This is a genomic window from Candidatus Rickettsia kotlanii, from assembly GCA_030295365.1.
Classification (GTDB): Bacteria; Pseudomonadota; Alphaproteobacteria; order Rickettsiales; family Rickettsiaceae; genus Rickettsia; species Rickettsia kotlanii.
The window spans coordinates 839,742-860,565 of the sequence record AP027062.1; the positions used below are offsets into that span (position 1 = coordinate 839,742).

The following is a 20,824-nucleotide window of genomic DNA, read 5'->3' on the forward strand; positions in this document are numbered from 1 at the left end:
CTGGATTCCATGGTCATGCCACGGGACGAGACAGAGGTGAATAAGAATCGTAGGGTACTATAAAAAAATTGAAAACTATGGTAAATTATTCAAGCTTCTCTTTGATAATTTAAAATCACATAATCTTTAGTTATAATAGGAAAAAATTCTTTATTGAAAGGTAATAATTCGGTTGTTTGATCTGAAAATTCTATTTCAATTATGTCACCAGCACCAAAGTTAAGAATATTTTTAATTTTGCCTATTTCTTTATGATCTTGATTTAATACCAGTAAATGAGTTAAATCCGCTATATAAAATTCATCTTCTTCTAGTTCCGGTAAACTTGCTCTTAAGCAAAATATTTTATAACCTTTTAAATTTTCAGCTTCATTTCGAGTAGCTATATCATTAAATGTACAAATTAATTCTCCTTTAGCATTTTGGCTAATTAGCTTAATATGTATATTTGCTCCTGACTCATTTACTAAATTTCTTTCAAGTATTTTTGTAGCAGGGGCAGTAAAAGATTTTAACATTACATGACCTTTAATTCCATGGCATGATTTTATTACACCGACTAAAATTAATTTTTCTAAAGAATTCATTAATTTGCCTTTAAATTTTGATAATTATATATAATAATATATTTAAAAACTTTTTTACAGACATGATAAAAAAAATAGCTGCCGGCGTCATAATTTGTTTCTCATTATTGTTATTTATAATGTTTGGTGCATTATCGTTTGTTAACTATAATTCGGTTACTAATAATTTTACCAGTCATTTAGGAATTGCAAAAGAAAATATCGAAAAAATAAAGATGAATAAATTTCCTTTGCCCTATTTAGTTATTGAGACGATAAGAGAAGAAGGAAAGTTAAATTTAGAGCAGATTAAAATTCATTTTTCGTTGTGGTCGCTTATAAAATTTAATCCTAAAATTAATAAAATAGATATATTAGATGCTAAATTTTATTCACATTCTAATGTATTAAATATTTATAATCATGAAGAGTTAATAAAGAATTTCTTTAAATATAGATTACAAAATATAAATATTACTAATCTAAGTATTATTAATAAACAAGATTATTCTATTTTAAATTTTAATAATTGTATATTAAAAAAAGAAAATGCTTTATCGTCTAATTACATATTTAAAACTACAAGTAACTATATAGGTGAAATTTCAGGTTCAATTAATAAACGTGACGATATAGTAGATTTTAATCTTAATATTGATAATAATGATTATGGTTTTAAGTTATCGCAAATTTACAAAGATTCTAAGCTTACTAGCGGTAGTGGTGAATATCAGATTAAAAATTTAGCATCGGTAATGTATAATATATTACCAGATTTAAACCATCTTTTTAATAAATTTAATCAACATGAGGCAGTAAACGTTAAATTTAATATTTCAAATAATGAAGATGAAATAAAACTAAAAGACATAGTAATAGCATCATCTTTTATTATTGGTAATGGATTTGTTAACATTGCTAAAAATGATAATATTACTACTAATGTAAAACTAGATTTTCCTAAAATAGATTTAAGTTCGTTAATTTCTCCAAATGCAGAGGTAACATTTAATACTTCTTCTTCAAATATTAGATTTATTTTTGCCGATAAATTACTTAAAGCAGAGGTGGCAATTAACAAAATAATTTTAAGTAATAATGAAGAACTAGAAAAAATAGTCTTTTCTTCTAACTTATCAAAGGGTACTTTAAAGATAAATGAATTTTCAGGTAATATTAAGTCAGGTGGAGAATTTAAGCTTACAGGTAATGTAACACAGAATGCCGTTAGAAGTATGTTCGATGGACAGCTATATTTAAAGCACAACGATATAAATTCGTTACTGAATATTTTAGGATTTAACGACGTTACTATTAAAGAAGCTATTCCTTTTAGCTTGTCATCGGATTTAAAACTCACTTTAATAGATTTATTTTTTAAAAATTTATTACTCAAAACAGATAATTTAAATTTATCGGGAAATTTTTCTAGTAAATTTATTGCTCAAACACCTCGTTTAGACGCTACGCTTAATATATCTTCGCTTGACTTAAGCAGTAGAACGTATCCAATAATTTCGCCGCTTATCGAATTTACGAAAAATTTAACTAAAGATATGAAAGCTCTAGATTATCCAAGTAAATTCATCCCTATTAGAACAATAGGATATTTAGCTAATTTAGATATTCTGATAGATAGCGTTAAGTATAACGATCATGTATTTGACAAAATGAATTTGCTTGCTAAAATCGTACCGGCTAATGTAAAAATTAGTAATTTAGATTTTAAAACTGCTAATAGCTATTTATCAACTAGCTGGAACTTAGATGCATCAAGTGTATTACCGTCTTTGACCGTAGAAATTAAGGACGGTAATCTTACTACTGATTTATTATCACCGGCAGGAATGCTTAATTTAAGAAATAAATTAATAAATGATTATAGTTTAGATAAAGCTACCTTACAAGTTTCCGGTACATTGTCAACATTATTACAAAATGATTTAATATTGAAAAATGTTAAATTTTATGTAGCAAATAATAATAATTTATTACAATTTAATAATATTGAAGCAGGATTATTAGGTGGTAAGCTTCAAGGTAACGGCAATATTTTATTAGAACCTTATGCTATAAATTTCGTATATGCTTTAAATACAATAGATTTAAACAAAGTTTTGGCTCTTATGCCTAAAATATTTACTGCAAGTGGCGGGAAAATCAGTATAAGTGGTAGTTTAGGAACTAATGGTAACACTCTTCAAAGCCAGTTATATAACCTTACTACAAAATCACAATTTGCTATAAACAATATAGATATTAATAATTTTGCAATTGATTCTTTTATAGAAAAAATTGATACAACTGATTATAAGGTACAAAATTTAGATAAAGATATAAATAGTGCTATAACCACAGGACAAGAAAATATTAGAGGGATAAGCGGTGATATTGAACTACAAAAAGGTATTGCCCTTTTAAAGAAAGTAAAATTTGCAACACAATATAGTAGTGGTGCGGCCTCTTTTGCAGTTAATATATATAATTTTGATATGGATGCATCTAGTATTTTATCATTTTACGTGCCGGCAAGGCTTGTTAAGTTAAATACCTCAAATACAAGTTCTGATAAAGATAGTTTGGCACATCTTAATATAAAAATGCAAGGGAATATTTTTGCTCCTAAGAAAACTTTTGATAGTAGTGAGCTAAAAAAATTACTTATACCCCAAACAACTAAAGACACAACTACTACAGATAACCATTAAAAAATAAAAATAAATGACTAATACTAAAACTTTAGAAACAAATATTAGCTTTGAAGAAGCTTTAAAAGAGCTTGAGGAAATTGTTAAAAAAATAGATAACGGACAAGAGAGTCTAGAGACGGCAGTTAATAGCTTTGAAAGAGGTATTTTACTTAAGAATCATTGTGAGAAAAAACTAAAAGAAGCTCGGTTAAAAATTGAAAAAATTACTAAACTTGCTGATTCTACAGTGGTTTTAGAAGAGACGGAAGTGTAGTGTTGACATAAAGCATACATTGTACTAATAGTATAAGATGACAAAGAAATGTAATCATCGCTTTTCTGCTGAAAAAAAATTATAAGTTAATAAGTGAGCACAAGGTAAGTTTTGAAGAAATAATATCAGTTATAGAAAGTAATTGTTTATTGGATATAATAGAACATCCAAATCCTAATGAATATTCAGAGCAAAAAATGTATATAGTTAAATTTAATGAATACGCCTATTTAGTGCCTTTTATTATTGAAGTTGATTGAACAGTTTTTTTAAAGACTATTATTCCACGTCGCAAAGCTATTCAGAAATATCTAAAATGAGAATAAAACAAAAAGCTGCTTAGGAGGGGTTACCTTATCAAACTCTTATTTCTAGTATATTACATAAATATTTAGCAGGATATGGTTAATAATACCTATATAATCATATAATTGACTTTATCTATACCGTGTCTAATATTGTTTTATTCATCATAATAAATATTATTTTGGTGAGTTTTTATGTGGGATGTTTATTTTTAACAAAATACATTATTCCTAATAATTTCAAAAAGAAGAGCTTGGGAGTCTTTGGCAGGTTTTTGGGTGTAGTTGGTAGTATGTATGCAGTATCAACCGGTTTTATATTAATTTATTTACTCGGTAATTTTTAATAAAGCACAAGAAGGGGTGGCAGCAGAATCTGTAGTATTGATAAGGCTTGCAGATAGTGTAGGTTGGCTTCTCCATGAAATGAGACCTACAATTTATCTAGATGTTAAAAATTATACCAAAGATGTGATGCAGCGTGAATGGCAATTAATGAAAGGCGGCAAACAAATCAGTTATGAAGCTATTAGTTTCCTCCAAGAGTAAGAGACTACAAGCTTATAAAGCAGGCGAGCAAATGCAGCTATTGACTAAGCAGGAAATCATTGAGGAGAAAAAAGAGCTTTATACAGTAAGGTATAACAGGATTAAAATGTCCTATTTTCCTTAAATATTCAATATTGGATAGTTGTATGTATAATGATTGCTATTAATTTAATTTTTGTCTGTATACTTGGCACCAAGCTTTATTTACATAAGATTTCAGTTGGTTTAGTTTGCATCACTTCATCATCAATGCTTTTGTTATTATTTATATTAGATAAACCTTTTCAAGGCCCTTGCGCCGTAAATCAATATGACCTTATTAAGGCTATACATTATATTGAGAGTTTAAATTAGTGATATCTGTAACAACATAACGCCATAATTTATCCGTGCCTTTAGTAATACCTATACGAGCAGTAGTAGAGTAGGGTAGCTTTAAGCCGATATCGCCGACAAAAAATTCGTTGTTATTTATAAGGTCGCATTTATTATGAGAAATATTAATTCCTAAATATTTGCATAATTTACCTGGACCGTTGAGGTATAGATTTTCAGGCGAAATAACATGTACACCTCTTATTAAGGTTGCAGCAGGGAAGCCTTGAGCTTCGGTTACGAAATTTAAACAATAATACATTCCGTAAATTAAATAGACATAGCTCAAGCCTGCAGGACCAAACATTATATCCGTTCTTTTTGTCCGCCCTCTTGCTGCATGGCAAGCAGGATCATTTTGTCCTACATAGCTTTCAGTTTCAGTAATGATAGCTGTTTTACCTTGGAAATAAAGAGCTTTACCGATTAACTCAGTGCTTACTACATTAGTAGCTCTTGCAAAAAATTCACGAGATAAAGGGATTAGTTTATTCATGTTTTTGAAAAAAATATTTAAATTCTTATGCCATTTTGTAGGAGTTAATTCCATATTCAGCTAATTATTTATATAAAAAAGATCTTCTCTTAATCTATCTTGAAGCTGACTTAGTTTTTCTATATTAGCTAAAATAATACCGCCAATTCTTGGATGTATAGGACCTAATAAAATATCCTTTATCATAACATGTATCTAAAAATTTTCTATGTCCTGTAATAAATTTTTCAACAGAAGAAAGGTCTAAGCCTAAGGTATATTTAAGGTTTACAATAAACATAATTTATATTTTTTTATTAAGTGGTTTAGAATTTTTTATAGAGATTGGAACGGTATCATATCCGCCATCGCAAAACGGTTGGCATTTGATAATTCTTTTAAGGGTAAGCCACAAGCCTTTTATGCTGCCGTGTATTGATATAGCTTCTTTGGCATATTCAGAACAAGTGGGATGAAACCGGCAATTATTGCCAAGTAGTGGAGAAATGCAATATTGATAAAATCTAAGTAATAATAAGAAGATTCTAGTCATTTTGAAGCTTATCCATTATTTTTTCCATTTTTTCTTGAGTTAGATCTTCATAATAATCGTCATTAATCTGTATGACCGGAGCGTTAACGCATGCTCCCAAACATTCTATCTCACTTAAAGTAAATTTTTGATCTTCAGTAGTTTCTTTGAGTTTTACACCTAATTTCTTTTCGCAAATTTTCATTATATCATCACTACCACGCAGCCAGCAAGGAGTAGTAGTACATACTTGGATATGATATTTACCAACTCGCTTTAAGTTAAACATAGTATAAAATGTTGCAACCTCATAAGCTCGCATATAAGGCATTTCTAACATATTTGCGACATATTCGATAGCAGGAACAGGTAGCCAGCCGCCGTTTTGACGTTGTGCTAGATCAAGCAGCGGAAGTATTGCACTTCTTTTTCCATGCGGTGGATATTTTTTTATAATCTCTTCTGCTAGATTTAAATTCTTCTTATCAAATGTAAAATTTGTAATTTTTGTATTCATATATTTTTAGTACGGTATAGTTTTATGTCATTCCTGCAAAAGCAGCAATCCATAGAACTATTCAATTAAATCTTTCCATTCAGGATTAGTTTTTTCTATCAGTTCTATTTTCCAACTACGTTGCCATTTTTCAAGTTTTTTTCTCTTGTAAATGTTTCTTGAATATCAGTAAATTCTTTTGTATAAACAAGCTTTATAATATTATTTTTTGAGGTAAAACCTTTTATTATTTTTTGTTTATGTTCATAAGCATTATTATAATTATTAGTAATACCAATATAAAGTCCATGCTTATTAGAGTATCAATATATATACCCAATACATTTTTTGTTTTTTAGTTTTATTTTATGGATCCCTGCTTTCACAGGAATGACAGAGCAACGCAAGTACAAGCCCACGGCATGACAAATATATTACCTATCTATCTCACCAAATACTATATCAAGCGTTGCAATAATAGTAATAACATCTGCCATTAAATGACCTTTAGACATAAAATTTAGTCCTTGCAAATGAGCAAAGCCGGGTGCTTTAATACGACATCTATAAGGTCTATTACCTCCTTGCGAGTATAAATATACACCAAATTCGCCTTTAGGGGCTTCTACGGCTTTATAGGTCTCGCCGGCTGGGACGTTATATCCTTCCGTATAGAGCTTAAAATGATGAATCATTGCTTCCATAGATTCTTTCATTTTGGCTCTTGTCGGTGGTATTAATTTAGGATCATCGGTTTTAACTGCACCTCTCGGCATTTTTTCTATACATTGCTTGATTATCTTGATTGATTCGTACATTTCAAGCATACGAACGAAATATCTGTCGTAACAATCACCGTTTTTGCCGATTGGTACTTTAAAGTCCATTTCATCGTAAACGTCATAAGGGTTTGACTTGCGTAAATCCCAAGCTATACCCGAACCTCTAAGCATTGGTCCTGAAAACCCCCAGTCCATTGCCTCTTTTTGAGACACAACGCCGATATCTACTAAACGTTGTTTCCATACTCTATTTTCATTTAGTAGACTTTCAATATCGTGAAGTTTAGGAGGAAATTGTTCTATAAACTTATTTATATCCTCAAGTAAACCTTCGGGTAAATCTGCTGCAACCCCGCCTGGTCTAAAGTAGTTTGAATGCATACGAGAGCCGGAAACATGCTCGTAAAATTCCATGATCTTTTCTCGCTCTTCAAAGAGCCATAATAAAGGAGTAGTAGCACCGATATCTAAAGCTTGGCTGCCAATATTCAAAGTATGGTTCAAAATTCTTGTTAGCTCTGAGAATAGTACCCTGATAAACTGAGCTCTTCGTGGGACTTCGCATTCTAATAACGACTCGACCGCTAAAGCAAATGCATGTTCCTGACACATCGGTGAAACATAATCAAGACGATCAAAATATGGTATAGCCTGCAAATATGTTTTATGCTCAATAAGCTTTTCCGTACCACGATGAAGTAACCCAATATGAGGGTCGGCATTATTTACTACTTCCCCGTCCATCTCAAGGATTAACCTTAAAACTCCGTGAGTTGCCGGATGCTGTGGCCCAAGGTTTAGAGTTATAGTTTTGGTGTTGTTAGTCATAGTATTTTTCCTACTGTTACCTGGTGCGCTTGACCATGGGGGCCAGTCTTTTTTATTTTTTCTGGATCCCGCGATCAAGTCACAAGATGACATTCATTTTATTTCTGGATTCCTGCTTTCGTAGGAATGACATCGGTTGCCTTCTCATCACCTGGCAATACATAACTCGGGCTATGCCAGTGCGAGCTAAAATCAAACTCACGATATTCTATGTCTAAATCAACCGGTTCATAAGCTACTTTCTTTAGTTTCTCATCATATTTAACTTGTGTATAGCCTGTTAACGGGAAATCTTTACGTAATGGATGCCCCTCAAATTCGTAATCGGTTAGTATGCGTCTTTTATCGTCATTACCCTCGAAATTTACTCCGTACATATCATACACTTCACGCTCATACCAACAAGCGGCACTAAATATATTCATTGCTGAAGGTATAGTTTCTTTTTCAGATATATATACTTTTATTATAAGACGCTTATTTAATTTTAAGCTTAATAAATTATATACTACTTCAAACCTTTTATAGTCAATTGATTTGGACTCGCCTACATTGTCGCTCGTCGTTCTCCTATGAGTTATAGGCTTCGCACCTTGTCCCTTGTAGCCAAGCCCGACTGAATTGACTACGTTATTCTGAGGAAAATCAGCCCCAAATAAATCAGTAAGTAAAGTGAAGCGCAATTCTTCCGATTCTTTTAAAGCTTTTAAAAACGGCAATAAAAAATTCGGCTCGATTTTATAAGCTAAATAATCTTTAACCATAATCGGAGTTATTAAAATGCTAGATTTAGCTGCAAGTCTTTCAATGAGTTTGTCTAGCGTCATACTTAAAACCTGTAGTGCGTTTAATTTTTTTCTGTAACTGCATAAGCCCGTAAATTAATGCTTCGGCGGTAGGAGGGCAGCCAGGGACATATACATCAACCGGTACGATTCTATCACAGCCACGCACTACCGAATAGGAAAAGTGGTAATAGCCGCCGCCATTGGCACAGCTACCCATTGAAAGTACCCATTTAGGTTCAGCCATCTGATCATATACTTTACGTAGAGCTGGTGCCATTTTGTTAGTAAGCGTTCCTGCAACTATCATAAGGTCGGACTGTCTTGGACTCGGTCTAAATAACATACCGAAGCGATCCATATCATATCTACTTGCTGCTGCCTGCATCATCTCAACAGCACAACAAGCAAGCCCAAAAGTCATAGGCCATAAGGAATTAGCTCTCGCCCAGCCTATAACGTTATCAACTTTAGTGAGTAAGAATCCCCTATTAGAAAGCTCATTACTTAATAATGCGTTTTCTTGATAAAAATTATTTTTCATATTACTACCAGTCTAAAGCTCCTTTCTTCCATTCATACATGAACCCGATAATAAGTACGAATAAGAAAAACATCATTGAGAAAAAGCCTATTTTACCTATCGTATTAAGACTAATAGCCCAAGGCACTAAAAATGTAATTTCAAGATCAAAGATAATAAATAAAATAGCAACTAAGTAAAAACGTATGTCAAATCTTGATCTTGCATCGCTAAAAGGCTCAAAACCGCACTCATAAGGTTCTAGCTTATCTTTATTATATTTTTTTGTCGATAATAGGTTAGGTAGAATGATTATTAAACCGGAAACCAATACCGCAATACCAAAAAATATAGCAATCGGTAGATATTCTTGTAAAAGTTCTGAGTTTTGTAGCATATGTTTTTTATTATATTTTTCTGTCATTGCGAGAAGAATTGTACAGTAATTCGACAAAGCAATCTCAGGATATTTGATGAAATTGCTACGCAGCCTACGGCTGCTTGCAATGACGTAGCTTTAATGACACTTAACTCTATATTTACCTCAAATAGCATCAATTATCAATGACAATATCAGGTTTAACTAGTAGCTTCATTAAAACTAGTACCCAAATACCACTTGATATCCACCATATTTGCCAAATATTATATGAAATCATGCCGATAATATAGTAATTTATAAAACATGCATAGGAAATTGCCTTGAAATTTTTATTTTCGAGATTACTAATTTGTTTGAGATATTTATAAACTAAGCATAAAAATAATATTAAACCTATTATACCGAGTTCAAGAGTAATTTGTAATATATTATTATGAGGATGAAGTGGCAAAGGATGCCATTTTTCTCCGTTGTAATCGATCATTTCGCTATCACCAGTTTCGATATATTTAGAAGAAGCTAAGCCATAGCCCAAAATCGGCTTTTCAATGATTTTGTTTGCGACGAAATGCCAAATAAATAAACGATGAGCAGCGGAAGGTTGTGTAGCTAAATATTTTTCAGATAAATCTCGTGGTTTTATTTGTTTAGCTATCACAGGAAATAGTAACGAGCCGGTAATTAAACTTATTGCGATTAATTTGAAAAATATCGGCTTCATAAATCTTGTTAAAATAAATATTGCTCCTCCTATACCGAAGCCTAAAAAACTTGCTAAACTATCGGAAATACTTAGTAAATAAAGCACTAATATATATAGCATTAAGGCATGTCGTTTTTTACCGTTAGAAAGTAAAATTATAATCGCTACCCAAGCGGTAATCGAAAGTAAAGCACAACCACGATCTAGCATATATAAGCCAAAACTAGCTTTGAATATTCTTGTTAAAAATCCATGAGAAGAATATTCGATGAAGAATAATAATATTGCTGTGAGAATCCCGAATATTAAGGCTTTTTTAAGCTGTAAGCGATTTTGAAAAGGAGCAGAATTACTAACTGCAAAGCCAAGAAATAAGAGTATAAAAACTTGAGTAAAAGTAGCTAAGCTATTAATAAGATGCATTGCGAATAAACAAGATATAAAGCACCAAGCGGTGAATAACATTGTTATCCTGTGAGCTTGTAGCAGGATCCAGTCTTTTTTCATTTTTTGGATACCGTGGTCAAGCCACGGTATGACATTGTTACTGGATTGCCACACTCCTTTCAGTCGTTCGCAATGACGATTAATACCTCGCAGGAATGATATAAGCAAAAAAATTGTAATAGTAGCTGCAGCTGATAAGCCTGCCAGCATCCCAAGGCTTGGAATTAAAAATATTAAACTTGAAATTAAATATTGCATCTAAAAACAATCTTTAGCAAAAATTTCGTAGATTGGGTGTTCAAACGTTGAAAGTGAAATACTTGAAGAAATCATCCATCCTTGAAAGAGTAAATTAGGATCTGCGTCTATTTTATATTCCGTTATGGTCATCAACAAATAATTATCTTCATTATATGGATCAAGGTTTTTTATACATTTGTGCAATTTGATTTTTATATTACCGAAGTATTTTTCTTCCCCGACTTTAAAATCTATCTCTTCAGAAGTAGCAGTAATGTTATTTAGAGCAATAATTTTGCCATTTGTATAATTCTTAAACTCAGAACTATCATTATCGTTTGGATTTAAAATAGGATGATTGTCATCAAGAAGGATAAATACGTCATTTTCAATATCTTCGGTTGTAGTAACCGACTCTAAATTTTCTGCGAATATAGGAAAATTAATACATATAGTAATGATAAAAATAATTTTTAGTAATTTCATAGATAATATATTATTTTTCGAAATTATATACTATAGGGGATTAATGGCAATGATAATTTATGATAAGGTTTAAAGGTCATTGTGAGCGATTTCAAGGACGTGGCAATCTCAGGAATTTTGCCTAAGATTGCTTTGTCAAAACTTACAATACAATTTTTCCTCGCAATGACGATGTAGGCACGATATGCTCCACTCTAAAGAACTCTTAAATTCTATTTTACGACAGGATTTTCATAGTTTTATGATTAAGGTATTTAATACTATTAATCCTGGAGCGGAGTATTATCCAAGCAAGCATATAAGAATAATTACCGATTATTTCAATGCCGCGCAAAGCGGTGATATTAATTGTTTAATAATTAATATACCTACCGCCAAGGAGCTTACAATCTATTTGTGTTAGCATTGCTTGACCTGCTTATTTATTGGGGATTAATCCTGCCAAAAGGATTTTATGGTTGCCAGCTATTCTCAAATACTTAGCATTAAACACTCACTAGATTGTCGGTTCATTTTAAATTCTGATTGGTATAAAGAACTTTTCCCAAGTACTATCCTTAGTAAACCCTATAATCAAAAAAGTAAGTTTTTAACGACAGCTAATGGCTTTAGATTTGCAACATCGGTTGGAGGATCGGCAATAGGTGAGGGCGATGATATCTTAATTATCGATGATTCTCATAACCTAAAATATGTAAGAAAGTTATAGATTGGTTTGAGCAAACTTTTGTTAGCAAGCTAAATAATCGTAATAAGGGAACGGTAGTTTTAGTTATGCAGCGTCTGCATATGGATGATTTATCCAGTTATCTACTTAATCATAGCAATTCATGGCATCATTAAAAAATTCCGGCGATTAGCATTCAAGATTACTTCTTTAAATTAATGAATAAAGAATATCAATATCTTAGTGGTAAAGTATTAGACAGCTATAGAGAACCTCCTGATTGTTTAATGAAATTAGAACAGGAAATAGGTAGCTATAATGATAATGCTCAATATTTATAAGAACCGATAGCACAAAGGTCATCGTTACTGAATATGGAAGATATTAGCTTTTATAAAAATCTACCTTTAAGATTTGATTATTTTATGTAAAGCTGGGATACGGCAATTAAGATTTCCGAAGATCCCGCTTAGATTATAGTGTTTATACTATATGGAGGGAACAGAAATATTATCTAGTATCATTAGTACGGAAAAAAATTAATTATCCTGAGCTTAAAAATTTGACGGAAAAATTAGCTAGAGAATATCAGCCAAAATTTATATTAATCGAAGATAAAGCAAGTGGTTAACAATTGATTCAAGATATAGGATTTAGGTGGTAATATTAGAGTGATAGGGATTAAGCCAAGCTTTGATAAAGTTACAAGATTCGCCTCGGTAGTTCCTTTATTTCAATCAGCTAGTGTTCTAATACCTAAACAATCAAGTATAATTTTAAAGGAATTACTGAATTTTCCCCATATTAAAAATGATGATATAGTAGATTCAGTTAGCCAGTTCTTGAATTTTATGAAGGATAAATCGTTTAAATATCCTGAAGGATTAGGAGTTTGATATAAAAATAGTTGCTTTTTTGTATGGATGTTGGTAGTATTTATGTCATTCCCGCGAAAGCGGGAATCCAGTAAAATAAAAATACAATCATCCGTTTATAGATTCCTGCTTTTGCGGGGATGACATAGGATTGTGGTATGACACTGATTAGGCTGGGTAGCAAAGTGGTAATGCCGTGGACTGCAAATCCTCTATTTCGTCGGTTCGATTCCGACCCTGGCCTCCATTATAGAAATTAAAACATCTTATGGAATTTATTGCGCAATTCCTAGAAATGCTTTTAGCTGAGAGAGCATTGTCAAAAAATTCTATACTTAGCTATAAGCGTGACTTATTTGATTTTCAAAATTATCTTGCTAAACAAGAATTATCCGAATTAAATATTACTACTGAGAATATTAGAGACTGGATTGAGTATCTAGCAAATAATGATTTGCAAGCACGCTCAATCAATAGAAAAATCTCAACTATAAAAAGTTATTATGAATTTTTAATTAGCGAAAACCATACCGTTTTTAATCCGGTTCTTAACGTAGATTTGCCCAAATATCAAAATAAACTTCCCGAAATATTATCTATAGATCAAATTAAATCGTTACTTGAACATTGCTCTCAAGATCATTCTCCTGAAGGTATCAGGCTTAATGCTATGATTCATTTGCTTTATGCTAGCGGTCTTAGAGTCTCAGAGCTTGTTAGTCTTAAGCTTGCTGATATTCTGACTAATAAAACGTCTAAAGGAGAAGTAAGAAAAATCTTTTCGGTACTTGGTAAAGGTAATAAGGAAAGAGTCATAGTAATAAATAAACAGGCAGTTATCAGTATTGCTAAATATCTTGCAATTAGAGATGTTTTTGTGAATAAAGCTAAACCAAGAAATCTAATTTATTTATTCCCGTCATCAGCTTTAGCGGGTTATATGACTAGGCAAAATTTTGCTATTCTGTTAAAATCTGCTGCCCTTTATGCAGGACTTAACCCTGAGTATATTTCTCCGCATATATTACGTCACAGTTTTGCAAGTCATTTGCTTGAGGGCGGAGCAGACTTAAGAGTAATTCAAGAGCTGCTTGGTCACGCTGATATATCTACTACCCAAATATATACTCATCTTCAAACTAATCATCTCAAGAAAGCATTGTTGCATCATCCTCTCAATAAAAATTAATTTATCTTAATCTTCTATAAAGTACTTGTTAATATTTCTTAACTAAATATAATACTTCTTTTAAAGGTAAGGAATAAATTATATGAAGCTAAAAGATATTATGATCTCTTGTATTAGTAAACCTAGAGATGTTGAAAAAGAATATTCTAGATTAGCTAAAAAGAAAGAATCTGGATGCAATGTTTATGCCGGGTTAGGATGCAAAAATCAAGAAGTAGAATTTAGCAACTATTATGAGTTACTTAAAAAAATTCAACAAGGAGCAGTAACTTTAGAAGTTCTAGAAAGTTTAAGGAAATTAAAAATAGATGATAAAAAATCTTTTCTAGCAGATGTAGAAAAGATGATATCTAACGGTAGGTTACATGGGCTTAATGCAGAAATAATGAAACATGCTTTAGATTTAGTTGATTCTAAAGATGCAGCTTTTTTACTTCGTAGAACAAAAGAGGATAGTATATTTCGAGATCTAATATATTTAGAAGCAAAGGAAAACAAGTTTACTGTAGAAATTGATAAAAAAGGAATTTTGAAAATTAACTTTCCTAGTGGGATACTTGAGCTTTATAAGTTATTAATTAATAATTTCTATTTGAAAAAATTTGAGGATGAAGAATTGCAGAAAAAATTATATCAAGAATTAGATTTCAAAATTCCTTTTGAAGAACTAATTGAAAAAAAGGAATTGCAGAAAAAATTATATCAAGAATTATTACCTGATTCCAAAATTCCTTTTGAAGAACTAAATTTTTTTGAAAATTTTATTGAATGCTTAAAAGAATTTTATATTAAAAATAGTTTAGCACGAAGCATAATGGGTTTATTTGTAAGTAGAGATATTAAAGAACATGCTGTATGTGAAGAATTACTTGAATTAGATACATTTAAAAAATTATTTGAGGCAAAAATGTCATTGTATGGAACTTCTGCTGATTCTAAATTATTAGTGGTTGATTATGTATTAAATGATGTACAAGGTGTTTATATTAGCAATTTAGCATCTTCAAATATTTTAGATTTAGTAATGCATAGTCAATCGAATAATGAAACAATAGAATCAATAGAAATTTTGGGTAATAGCTAAGGACCAGTATGACTTGCTAGATACTGTTTTAAAGTTTTGATTTTGATTATTAATATATTAAAAACATCTAGAAATTAATTTAATCTATCATTAATATTTAAATAATTATAAGTGAGATTAATAATAAATATGGCTACAAAAAATAAAAAAGAAACAGTGAATACTGAAACAAAAAATTTAGCAAATTTAGTTATCCAAGAAATAGGTAACAAAAATTTTGATTTTAGTGTTTTGCAAAAGATGCAGCAGGCTTTTAGTACTGCAAGTAAGCAAAAACAAAGAGAAGCTTTTATAAGTTTGTTAGATAAAAAGCTTAATAAAGAGCAATTACATAAACTCAATCAAGCAATAATGGAAAATGCAAATGAATTAATGCCGGATAACGATCCTAATTTCGTTTGTCGTACTCCTAATAATAAAGTTTTTCAAGAAATATTATTATTGGAAGCAAAACGCTCAGGTATGAAAGCAAAATTTAATGATAAAGGAGAATTACAATCTCTTGATGTACAAGATATAACACAGGAAATATTAGATCACTATTGTATTTTACAAGAAAAATTTTATCCCAAAAGAGATTCTAAAGATTTGATAGATAGTAGAATAGCTCAAAGTATTAATTTTTTATTATATGCTCCACTTTTCCGAGAATCAGATATATATACAAAATTAGGTTTAAAATCTGCTGAGATAGAGCGAGAAATACAAGATCCTAACGGTAAGTATGCTAAACAATTAATAGATGCTAAAATAGGAACTAATATAAATTTTAATACCAAAGAAAATTTAGAAAATAAAGCACATGAAGGAAAAGAAACTAAGATATCTTCAATAATTGAAAAAGCAATAATAAAACTCAAGAAAGACAAAAAAGTAAATATTAAAGATAAGAGACAAGGAGAAATAAAAAGGCATTTATCTAAATCCTTAGAAGGAGTTTCTGATTATATATTAACATTCAAAAAAAATGATTTAGTAGATGTAATATATCAAGGATTAGATAAAAGACAAACTTGGTGGTCAAAGATTATTAATTATATAGGTATAAAATCATATTCCATTTCTAAAGAAAATCTTGAAAAAATAGGCACAATAATAAATAGTAAAATGAAAAATTCTCATACTCCTTTAAAGATAGAAGTACAAGAACAGTTAAAACAAATCGCAAAAGAATTAAATAGATTAAAGAATCCAGCATTGCTGTTAGAGGCTAAAAAGGTTCAGGCAAAATCTAAAAAGCCACCTGTTCCTCCAAAACCTGAACACCTTAAAAAAAGAAATCATGGATTGTGATGATTTTATTGTGTGACTTGAAAAATGCAGCTGTCATCCCGTGATTTATTCACGGGATCTAGCTTAAAATACTAATATTGTTAGTATTTTTTATTGTTTTTATGAACCCCATGGTCAAGCCACGGGGGGACATAGTGGATTTTATTGGTCCATATAAGCAAGTCTTTCGCGGGGATGACATTAATGCCTACAATAATTTATTACTTCCCATAATATTATAACCGCAATCTACATAATGGATTTCACCAGTAACACCTTTAGATAATTCACTAAATAAATATACTGCTGCTCCTCCTACATCTTCTTGGGTAGTATTACGTTTTAACGGTGCGGTTGCGGCGTGAGATTTAAGCATAGTACTAAAATCACCTATTGCACTAGATGCTAAAGTTTTGATAGGTCCTGCCGAAATAGCATTTACCCTAATATTATTTTCTCCCATATCGTTTGCTAGATATTTTATACTAGCCTCAAGTGCAGCTTTGGCTACTCCCATAACGTTATAATTAGGTATAACTTTTTCAGCGCCGTAGTAAGTTAATGTCACAATGCTTCCGCTGTCATGCATTAAGGCTTCTGCGGACCTTGAGAGTTCTAAAAGAGAGTAACATGATATATGTAAAGAATTATGAAAATTTTCTAAGCTAGTATCAATATAACGTCCTTTTAATTCATTTTTATCGGCAAAAGCCATACCGTGAAGTAAGAAATCGAAGCTACCCCATTTCTCTTTTATATCATCAAATAAATTACTAATTGATTCTGGCTTCGTAACATCAAGTTCGCTAACAAAATTACAATCTATTTCTTCAGCGAGTGGTTTAACTCGTTTTTCTAGTACTTCCGATTGATAAGTAAACCATAGTTCTGCTCCGTGTTTTTTAGCAAGCTGTGCAATCGCCCACGATATTGACATATTATTTGCAATACCTGTAATTAAGCCTTTTTTTCCTTGTAGTAATCCTGTAGTCATTTATTTACTCATTATATTAAAACTTGCTGAAATGATAGCATGATGTATTATTTTGTAAACAAATAATCGATAAAAATGTATAAACCTAAAATCATATGTTTACTGCTAGGGATATTAAGCGGTTTAGTTTTTGCTCCAACTTTCTTTATACCGGCATTATTAACATTATCTTACTTATGTTATATAGTTCAAAAATCCAAAAATTGGCAAGAAGCCGTAAAATTTGGTTATTTATTCGGTTTTGGGCATTTTTTAAGTGGAATATATTGGATAAGTATCGGTGTTAGCGTTTATATTGCAGATTTTTGGTGGGCAATTCCTTTTGCGTTATTTGGACTACCTATAGTTTTAGCTTGCTTTATATCGGCAAGCTGTATGCTTAGTTTTTTTGTTAAAAATAATAAATATTACCAATTTATATTCTGTTTATGTTGGGTATTATTTGAGTGGGTACGTTCGTGGATTTTTACCGGTTTTCCTTGGAATTTGATAGGTTATGCTTTTTCGTTTTCAGATATTTTAATACAGCCTTTAAGTATAATAGGGATATATGGGCTTAGTTTTATAGTTATATATATTTCTACATCAGCTTATCCTTTATTTAGCAAGCAATTTACTCAGTTAAAAATATTACTAGCTAGTTCAGTCCTAGTATTAACCATAATTGTCATTTACGGAGCAGTAAGGCTAAGTAATAACCATACAAATTTCACTGATATAAAAGTACGATTAGTGCAACCTTCAATACCTCAAACCGAAAAATGGAATGAAGAAGAATTTTGGCATAATTTAATGCTACATATTAATTTATCGGAAAATTTGGAACCTACCGATTTAATTATTTGGTCTGAGGCAGCATTAGTAGTACCTGATGATATACCGCAAGTTAAATCACAATTATTAAAAATGCTAAATTCTACAAATGCTATTTTGATAACAGGAGGAATTTCGGATAATAAAAAACAAGGTGATGAGTTTGAACTTTACTCAGCTATGTATGCTCTTGATAAAAATCATCATAAATTATTTGAATACCATAAATCACATTTAGTACCTTTCGGTGAGTATATGCCTCTTAAAAAGATACTACCATTTAAAAAATTAACTCATGGTTTAATTGATTATAAAGAAGGCAACGGAGGGTTTGTTTATCTTGAAAAATATAATCTTAAAATTAAACCTTTGATTTGTTATGAATCTATTTTTCCTGATTTTGTACGGACGAATAATGAAATAGCCGATGTAATAATTAATATTACAAATGATGCATGGTATGGTAAATCAAGCGGTCCATATCAGCATTTTCATATTAGTAGAAGTAGAGCCGTAGAGAACGGTTTACCTATGATTAGAGTAGCGAATAACGGTATTTCAGCTATAGTAGATCCTTTTGGCAGAGCAATAAAAAAACTAAATCTAAATGAAATAAATTATATTCAAAGTTTAATTCCTAAAAAACTAATCTCTCCCACTATATTCTCGCAATTCGGTAATTTTACTATTCTATTGCTCATCGTTTTTATACTTTTAATTAATTATTTATTAGCCTTGATTTTTGATAACCAAAGGGTTTTAGCATTATTATATTAAATTTTTAATAAAGTTGTTTGATTAATTAAATATATTAATATATACTATATTTAAAGTTGAATAGCCTTTATTATTAATAATTAACGCTTATTATTAAAATGAATGATTCAATAAAAAACATCCAGACAAACTTGCAAGTGAACGTTTAAAAGAATGACGTCTTGCTGTAGGTATTAGCCAAAAAGAATTAGGGTAAGCTTTAGATATTAGTGCTCTCCAAGTTTAAAAATATAAAGAAGGTTTAAGTAATATACCTATAAGAGGTTATATGTTTTTGCAAGAGTTTTAAATACGCCTTTAAAATATTTCTTTAATAGTTCTGAAGAAGAAAAGTTAAAAGCTGACGATGAAAATACTCCTAATAATAAAATTGAATATCTATTCAAAGAAATAGAAAGTGATTTCTTAAATAATTTGCTGAAGAAGAAGGGCAATATGAACATGACATCTCTTTTGATCATAAAGAATTATCAAGGACTATGGAAAGAGCACTGTTATCGTTAACTAGAGCATTTACTAGAGTACAAAATCCAAATAACAATAATCATTGAACTTGTCAGATCAGTATCGATACCTTGTGAATAATATTTAAATTTTTATTGACTTAGCATTACCAAAGTATTAATTTTTGTTAAGGTTTAGTAAATTCTGAATCATCAACAATTATTAAATATGTTGGAGGAAGTTTATGAGTAAAAGTAAGGCTATCGAAAATAACGGTATTAGTAATACCAATAGTCCAAACGGTAAATATATGTCTCCAAGACCGGAAGGAGTAAAACCTACCTGTGTAGTAATTACTTATTCTGTAATCAATGATATTAAGGCTGTTCGTGCAGTATTGGATGAGCGAGGTGCAAGTGTTCATTACATAATTGATAAGGATGGGACTCAAAAGGAATATCATAATGATTTAACAGATCAAGCTTTTTATGCAGGCAAGAGTAGTTGGAAAGGAGAAGTAGGTGTTAATAAGTTTGGTATTGGGGTCATGCTTATTAATGATGCAAAAAGTGATTTTCCTGAAGAGCAAATAGGGAAATTAAAAGAATTTCTTAAGGATGTAGCAGCAAGATATCCAAATTTAGATTTAAAACATGATTTAGTCGGTCTTGGTGAAGTAACTGTAAACCGAGAAGGAAATGCTCATATAGCTCCTGGATCAAAATTTCCTTGGAAAGCATTAGCTGAAGCTGGTTTTGGTAGATATTTTGAGACTACACAAGAGCAAAAGAGTAAATTATTATTAAGTCTTAATAGTACTGGAGAAAAAGTTAATACTTTACAGGCAAATTTAAAAGAATATGGCTATGGAGTAGAATCTACAAGTACATTTGATCAATTTACTCAGCAAGCAGTTAGAGTATTTAATGATCGGTATGGTACAGGTTTACCAAACGAAGAGCCACCTGTAAGTTGGACTGAAGCAGGCCAAGATGTTCTATCGCAATTACTAGGGCAAACAGTATTAGAACAAACATAGTTTAAGAAATGAATTCCTTTTTCATTTTGCAAGCCTTGCTGCATGGGTGCTGAATTGTCTTTATTGGTTATTGACATAATCTTAAAATGGTGCTAAACATTAAAAATTAAGAGGCTATCTGTAAATAAGTTTTCATTGGTAATTAAATTATTTACAGATAGCCTCTAGGTAGAGCTTTCTTGACTATTTAGCTTCTAGTCAAAGAAAGATAAGTTTTTTATCTTTACTTTAT

General features: G+C 30.7%; 22 protein-coding genes, 1 tRNA gene and 2 pseudogenes. 13 read left to right on the forward strand and 12 right to left on the reverse strand.

Annotated elements, in window-relative coordinates; genetic code table 11:
- Nucleotides 1–89 precede the first annotated feature (89 nt).
- On the reverse strand, nt 90–587 hold the full coding sequence (gene rimM / locus QUD19_RS04595) for a ribosome maturation factor RimM (RefSeq protein ID WP_498807609.1): 498 nt from the start codon (nt 585–587) through the stop codon (nt 90–92).
- A gap of 62 nt (nt 588–649) precedes the next feature.
- On the opposite strand from rimM, the gene QUD19_RS04600 reads away from it, so the two are divergent.
- From QUD19_RS04600 to QUD19_RS04610, 3 genes and pseudogenes are all read left to right on the forward strand, one after another.
- The gene (locus tag QUD19_RS04600; RefSeq protein WP_498807611.1) at nt 650–3,274 is read left to right on the forward strand and encodes an exodeoxyribonuclease 7 small subunit; all 2,625 of its coding nucleotides are present in this window, start codon (nt 650–652) and stop codon (nt 3,272–3,274) included.
- Nucleotides 3,275–3,287: 13 nt separating this feature from the next.
- Nucleotides 3,288–3,530 carry an exodeoxyribonuclease VII small subunit gene (locus QUD19_RS04605; protein WP_498807613.1) on the forward strand — a complete coding sequence of 81 codons (243 nt, stop codon included), beginning with the start codon at nt 3,288–3,290 and terminating at the stop codon, nt 3,528–3,530.
- Nucleotides 3,531–4,020: 490 nt separating this feature from the next.
- Nucleotides 4,021–4,738: pseudogene (locus QUD19_RS04610) on the forward strand (bestrophin-like domain).
- Here the strand turns inward: QUD19_RS04610 and QUD19_RS04615 are convergent.
- From QUD19_RS04615 to QUD19_RS04660, 10 genes and pseudogenes are all read right to left on the reverse strand, one after another.
- Complete coding sequence (locus tag QUD19_RS04615) at nt 4,710–5,255, reverse strand: DNA-3-methyladenine glycosylase (RefSeq protein ID WP_498807614.1); 546 nt, start codon at nt 5,253–5,255, stop codon at nt 4,710–4,712. The pseudogene QUD19_RS04610 and the gene QUD19_RS04615 overlap by 29 nt on opposite strands.
- Before the next feature lie 283 nt (nt 5,256–5,538).
- Nucleotides 5,539–5,787 (reverse strand): membrane protein insertion efficiency factor YidD, encoded by a 249-nt coding sequence (gene yidD / locus QUD19_RS04620; protein ID WP_498807616.1) that lies wholly within the window; start codon nt 5,785–5,787, stop codon nt 5,539–5,541.
- Nucleotides 5,780–6,283: an NADH-quinone oxidoreductase subunit NuoE gene (gene nuoE / locus QUD19_RS04625; protein ID WP_498807618.1), complete on the reverse strand. Its 504-nt coding sequence runs from the start codon at nt 6,281–6,283 to the stop codon at nt 5,780–5,782. The genes yidD and nuoE overlap by 8 nt, the downstream gene beginning before the upstream one ends.
- 57 nt (nt 6,284–6,340) lie before the next feature.
- Nucleotides 6,341–6,607 (reverse strand): annotated as a pseudogene (locus tag QUD19_RS04630) (GIY-YIG nuclease family protein).
- An 89-nt stretch (nt 6,608–6,696) separates the two neighbouring features.
- Nucleotides 6,697–7,872, reverse strand: a complete 1,176-nt coding sequence (nuoD, locus tag QUD19_RS04635) for an NADH dehydrogenase (quinone) subunit D (protein ID WP_498807620.1) — start codon at nt 7,870–7,872, stop codon at nt 6,697–6,699.
- Between the two features lie 98 nt (nt 7,873–7,970).
- On the reverse strand, nt 7,971–8,699 hold the full coding sequence (locus tag QUD19_RS04640) for an NADH-quinone oxidoreductase subunit C (protein ID WP_498807622.1): 729 nt from the start codon (nt 8,697–8,699) through the stop codon (nt 7,971–7,973).
- A complete protein-coding gene (locus tag QUD19_RS04645) occupies nt 8,677–9,201 on the reverse strand; it encodes a NuoB/complex I 20 kDa subunit family protein (RefSeq protein ID WP_498807623.1) in 525 nt (174 codons plus the stop codon). The genes QUD19_RS04640 and QUD19_RS04645 overlap by 23 nt, the downstream gene beginning before the upstream one ends.
- A gap of 4 nt (nt 9,202–9,205) precedes the next feature.
- A complete protein-coding gene (locus QUD19_RS04650; RefSeq protein WP_498808684.1) occupies nt 9,206–9,577 on the reverse strand; it encodes an NADH-quinone oxidoreductase subunit A in 372 nt (123 codons plus the stop codon).
- A 157-nt stretch (nt 9,578–9,734) separates the two neighbouring features.
- Complete coding sequence (locus QUD19_RS04655) at nt 9,735–10,970, reverse strand: O-antigen ligase family protein (protein WP_498807624.1); 1,236 nt, start codon at nt 10,968–10,970, stop codon at nt 9,735–9,737.
- Nucleotides 10,971–11,438, reverse strand: coding sequence for a DUF2155 domain-containing protein (locus tag QUD19_RS04660; protein ID WP_498807626.1), 468 nt, complete (start codon nt 11,436–11,438; stop codon nt 10,971–10,973).
- A 241-nt stretch (nt 11,439–11,679) separates the two neighbouring features.
- Between QUD19_RS04660 and QUD19_RS04665 the strand changes: the two genes are divergently transcribed.
- The 8 genes from QUD19_RS04665 (at nt 11,680) to QUD19_RS04700 (ending at nt 16,546) form a co-directional block, all read left to right on the forward strand.
- Entirely contained in the window at nt 11,680–11,841 is a 162-nt protein-coding gene (locus tag QUD19_RS04665) for a hypothetical protein (protein ID WP_498807627.1), read from the forward strand.
- Between the two features lie 51 nt (nt 11,842–11,892).
- Nucleotides 11,893–12,147: a hypothetical protein gene (locus tag QUD19_RS04670; RefSeq protein ID WP_498807629.1), complete on the forward strand. Its 255-nt coding sequence runs from the start codon at nt 11,893–11,895 to the stop codon at nt 12,145–12,147.
- A gap of 176 nt (nt 12,148–12,323) precedes the next feature.
- The gene (locus QUD19_RS04675; RefSeq protein WP_498807631.1) at nt 12,324–12,446 is read left to right on the forward strand and encodes a hypothetical protein; all 123 of its coding nucleotides are present in this window, start codon (nt 12,324–12,326) and stop codon (nt 12,444–12,446) included.
- A 330-nt stretch (nt 12,447–12,776) separates the two neighbouring features.
- Nucleotides 12,777–13,001 (forward strand): hypothetical protein, encoded by a 225-nt coding sequence (locus QUD19_RS04680; RefSeq protein WP_498807633.1) that lies wholly within the window; start codon nt 12,777–12,779, stop codon nt 12,999–13,001.
- 150 nt (nt 13,002–13,151) lie between these two features.
- Nucleotides 13,152–13,227: transfer RNA gene (locus QUD19_RS04685), tRNA-Cys, on the forward strand.
- A gap of 21 nt (nt 13,228–13,248) precedes the next feature.
- Complete coding sequence (locus QUD19_RS04690) at nt 13,249–14,169, forward strand: site-specific tyrosine recombinase XerD (protein WP_498807635.1); 921 nt, start codon at nt 13,249–13,251, stop codon at nt 14,167–14,169.
- Between the two features lie 82 nt (nt 14,170–14,251).
- Nucleotides 14,252–15,253 (forward strand): DUF5410 family protein, encoded by a 1,002-nt coding sequence (locus QUD19_RS04695; protein ID WP_498807637.1) that lies wholly within the window; start codon nt 14,252–14,254, stop codon nt 15,251–15,253.
- 129 nt (nt 15,254–15,382) lie between these two features.
- Nucleotides 15,383–16,546 (forward strand): DUF5410 family protein, encoded by a 1,164-nt coding sequence (locus QUD19_RS04700; protein ID WP_498807639.1) that lies wholly within the window; start codon nt 15,383–15,385, stop codon nt 16,544–16,546.
- A 187-nt stretch (nt 16,547–16,733) separates the two neighbouring features.
- Here QUD19_RS04700 and fabI read toward each other — a convergent pair whose 3' ends face one another.
- The gene (gene fabI / locus QUD19_RS04705) at nt 16,734–17,519 is read right to left on the reverse strand and encodes an enoyl-ACP reductase FabI (protein ID WP_498807640.1); all 786 of its coding nucleotides are present in this window, start codon (nt 17,517–17,519) and stop codon (nt 16,734–16,736) included.
- Nucleotides 17,520–17,594: 75 nt separating this feature from the next.
- On the opposite strand from fabI, the gene lnt reads away from it, so the two are divergent.
- Together lnt and QUD19_RS04715 are read left to right on the forward strand one after the other, a co-directional pair.
- Complete coding sequence (gene lnt, locus QUD19_RS04710) at nt 17,595–19,109, forward strand: apolipoprotein N-acyltransferase (protein ID WP_498807641.1); 1,515 nt, start codon at nt 17,595–17,597, stop codon at nt 19,107–19,109.
- A gap of 688 nt (nt 19,110–19,797) precedes the next feature.
- Nucleotides 19,798–20,592 (forward strand): N-acetylmuramoyl-L-alanine amidase, encoded by a 795-nt coding sequence (locus QUD19_RS04715; protein WP_498807643.1) that lies wholly within the window; start codon nt 19,798–19,800, stop codon nt 20,590–20,592.
- Nucleotides 20,593–20,824 lie beyond the last annotated feature (232 nt).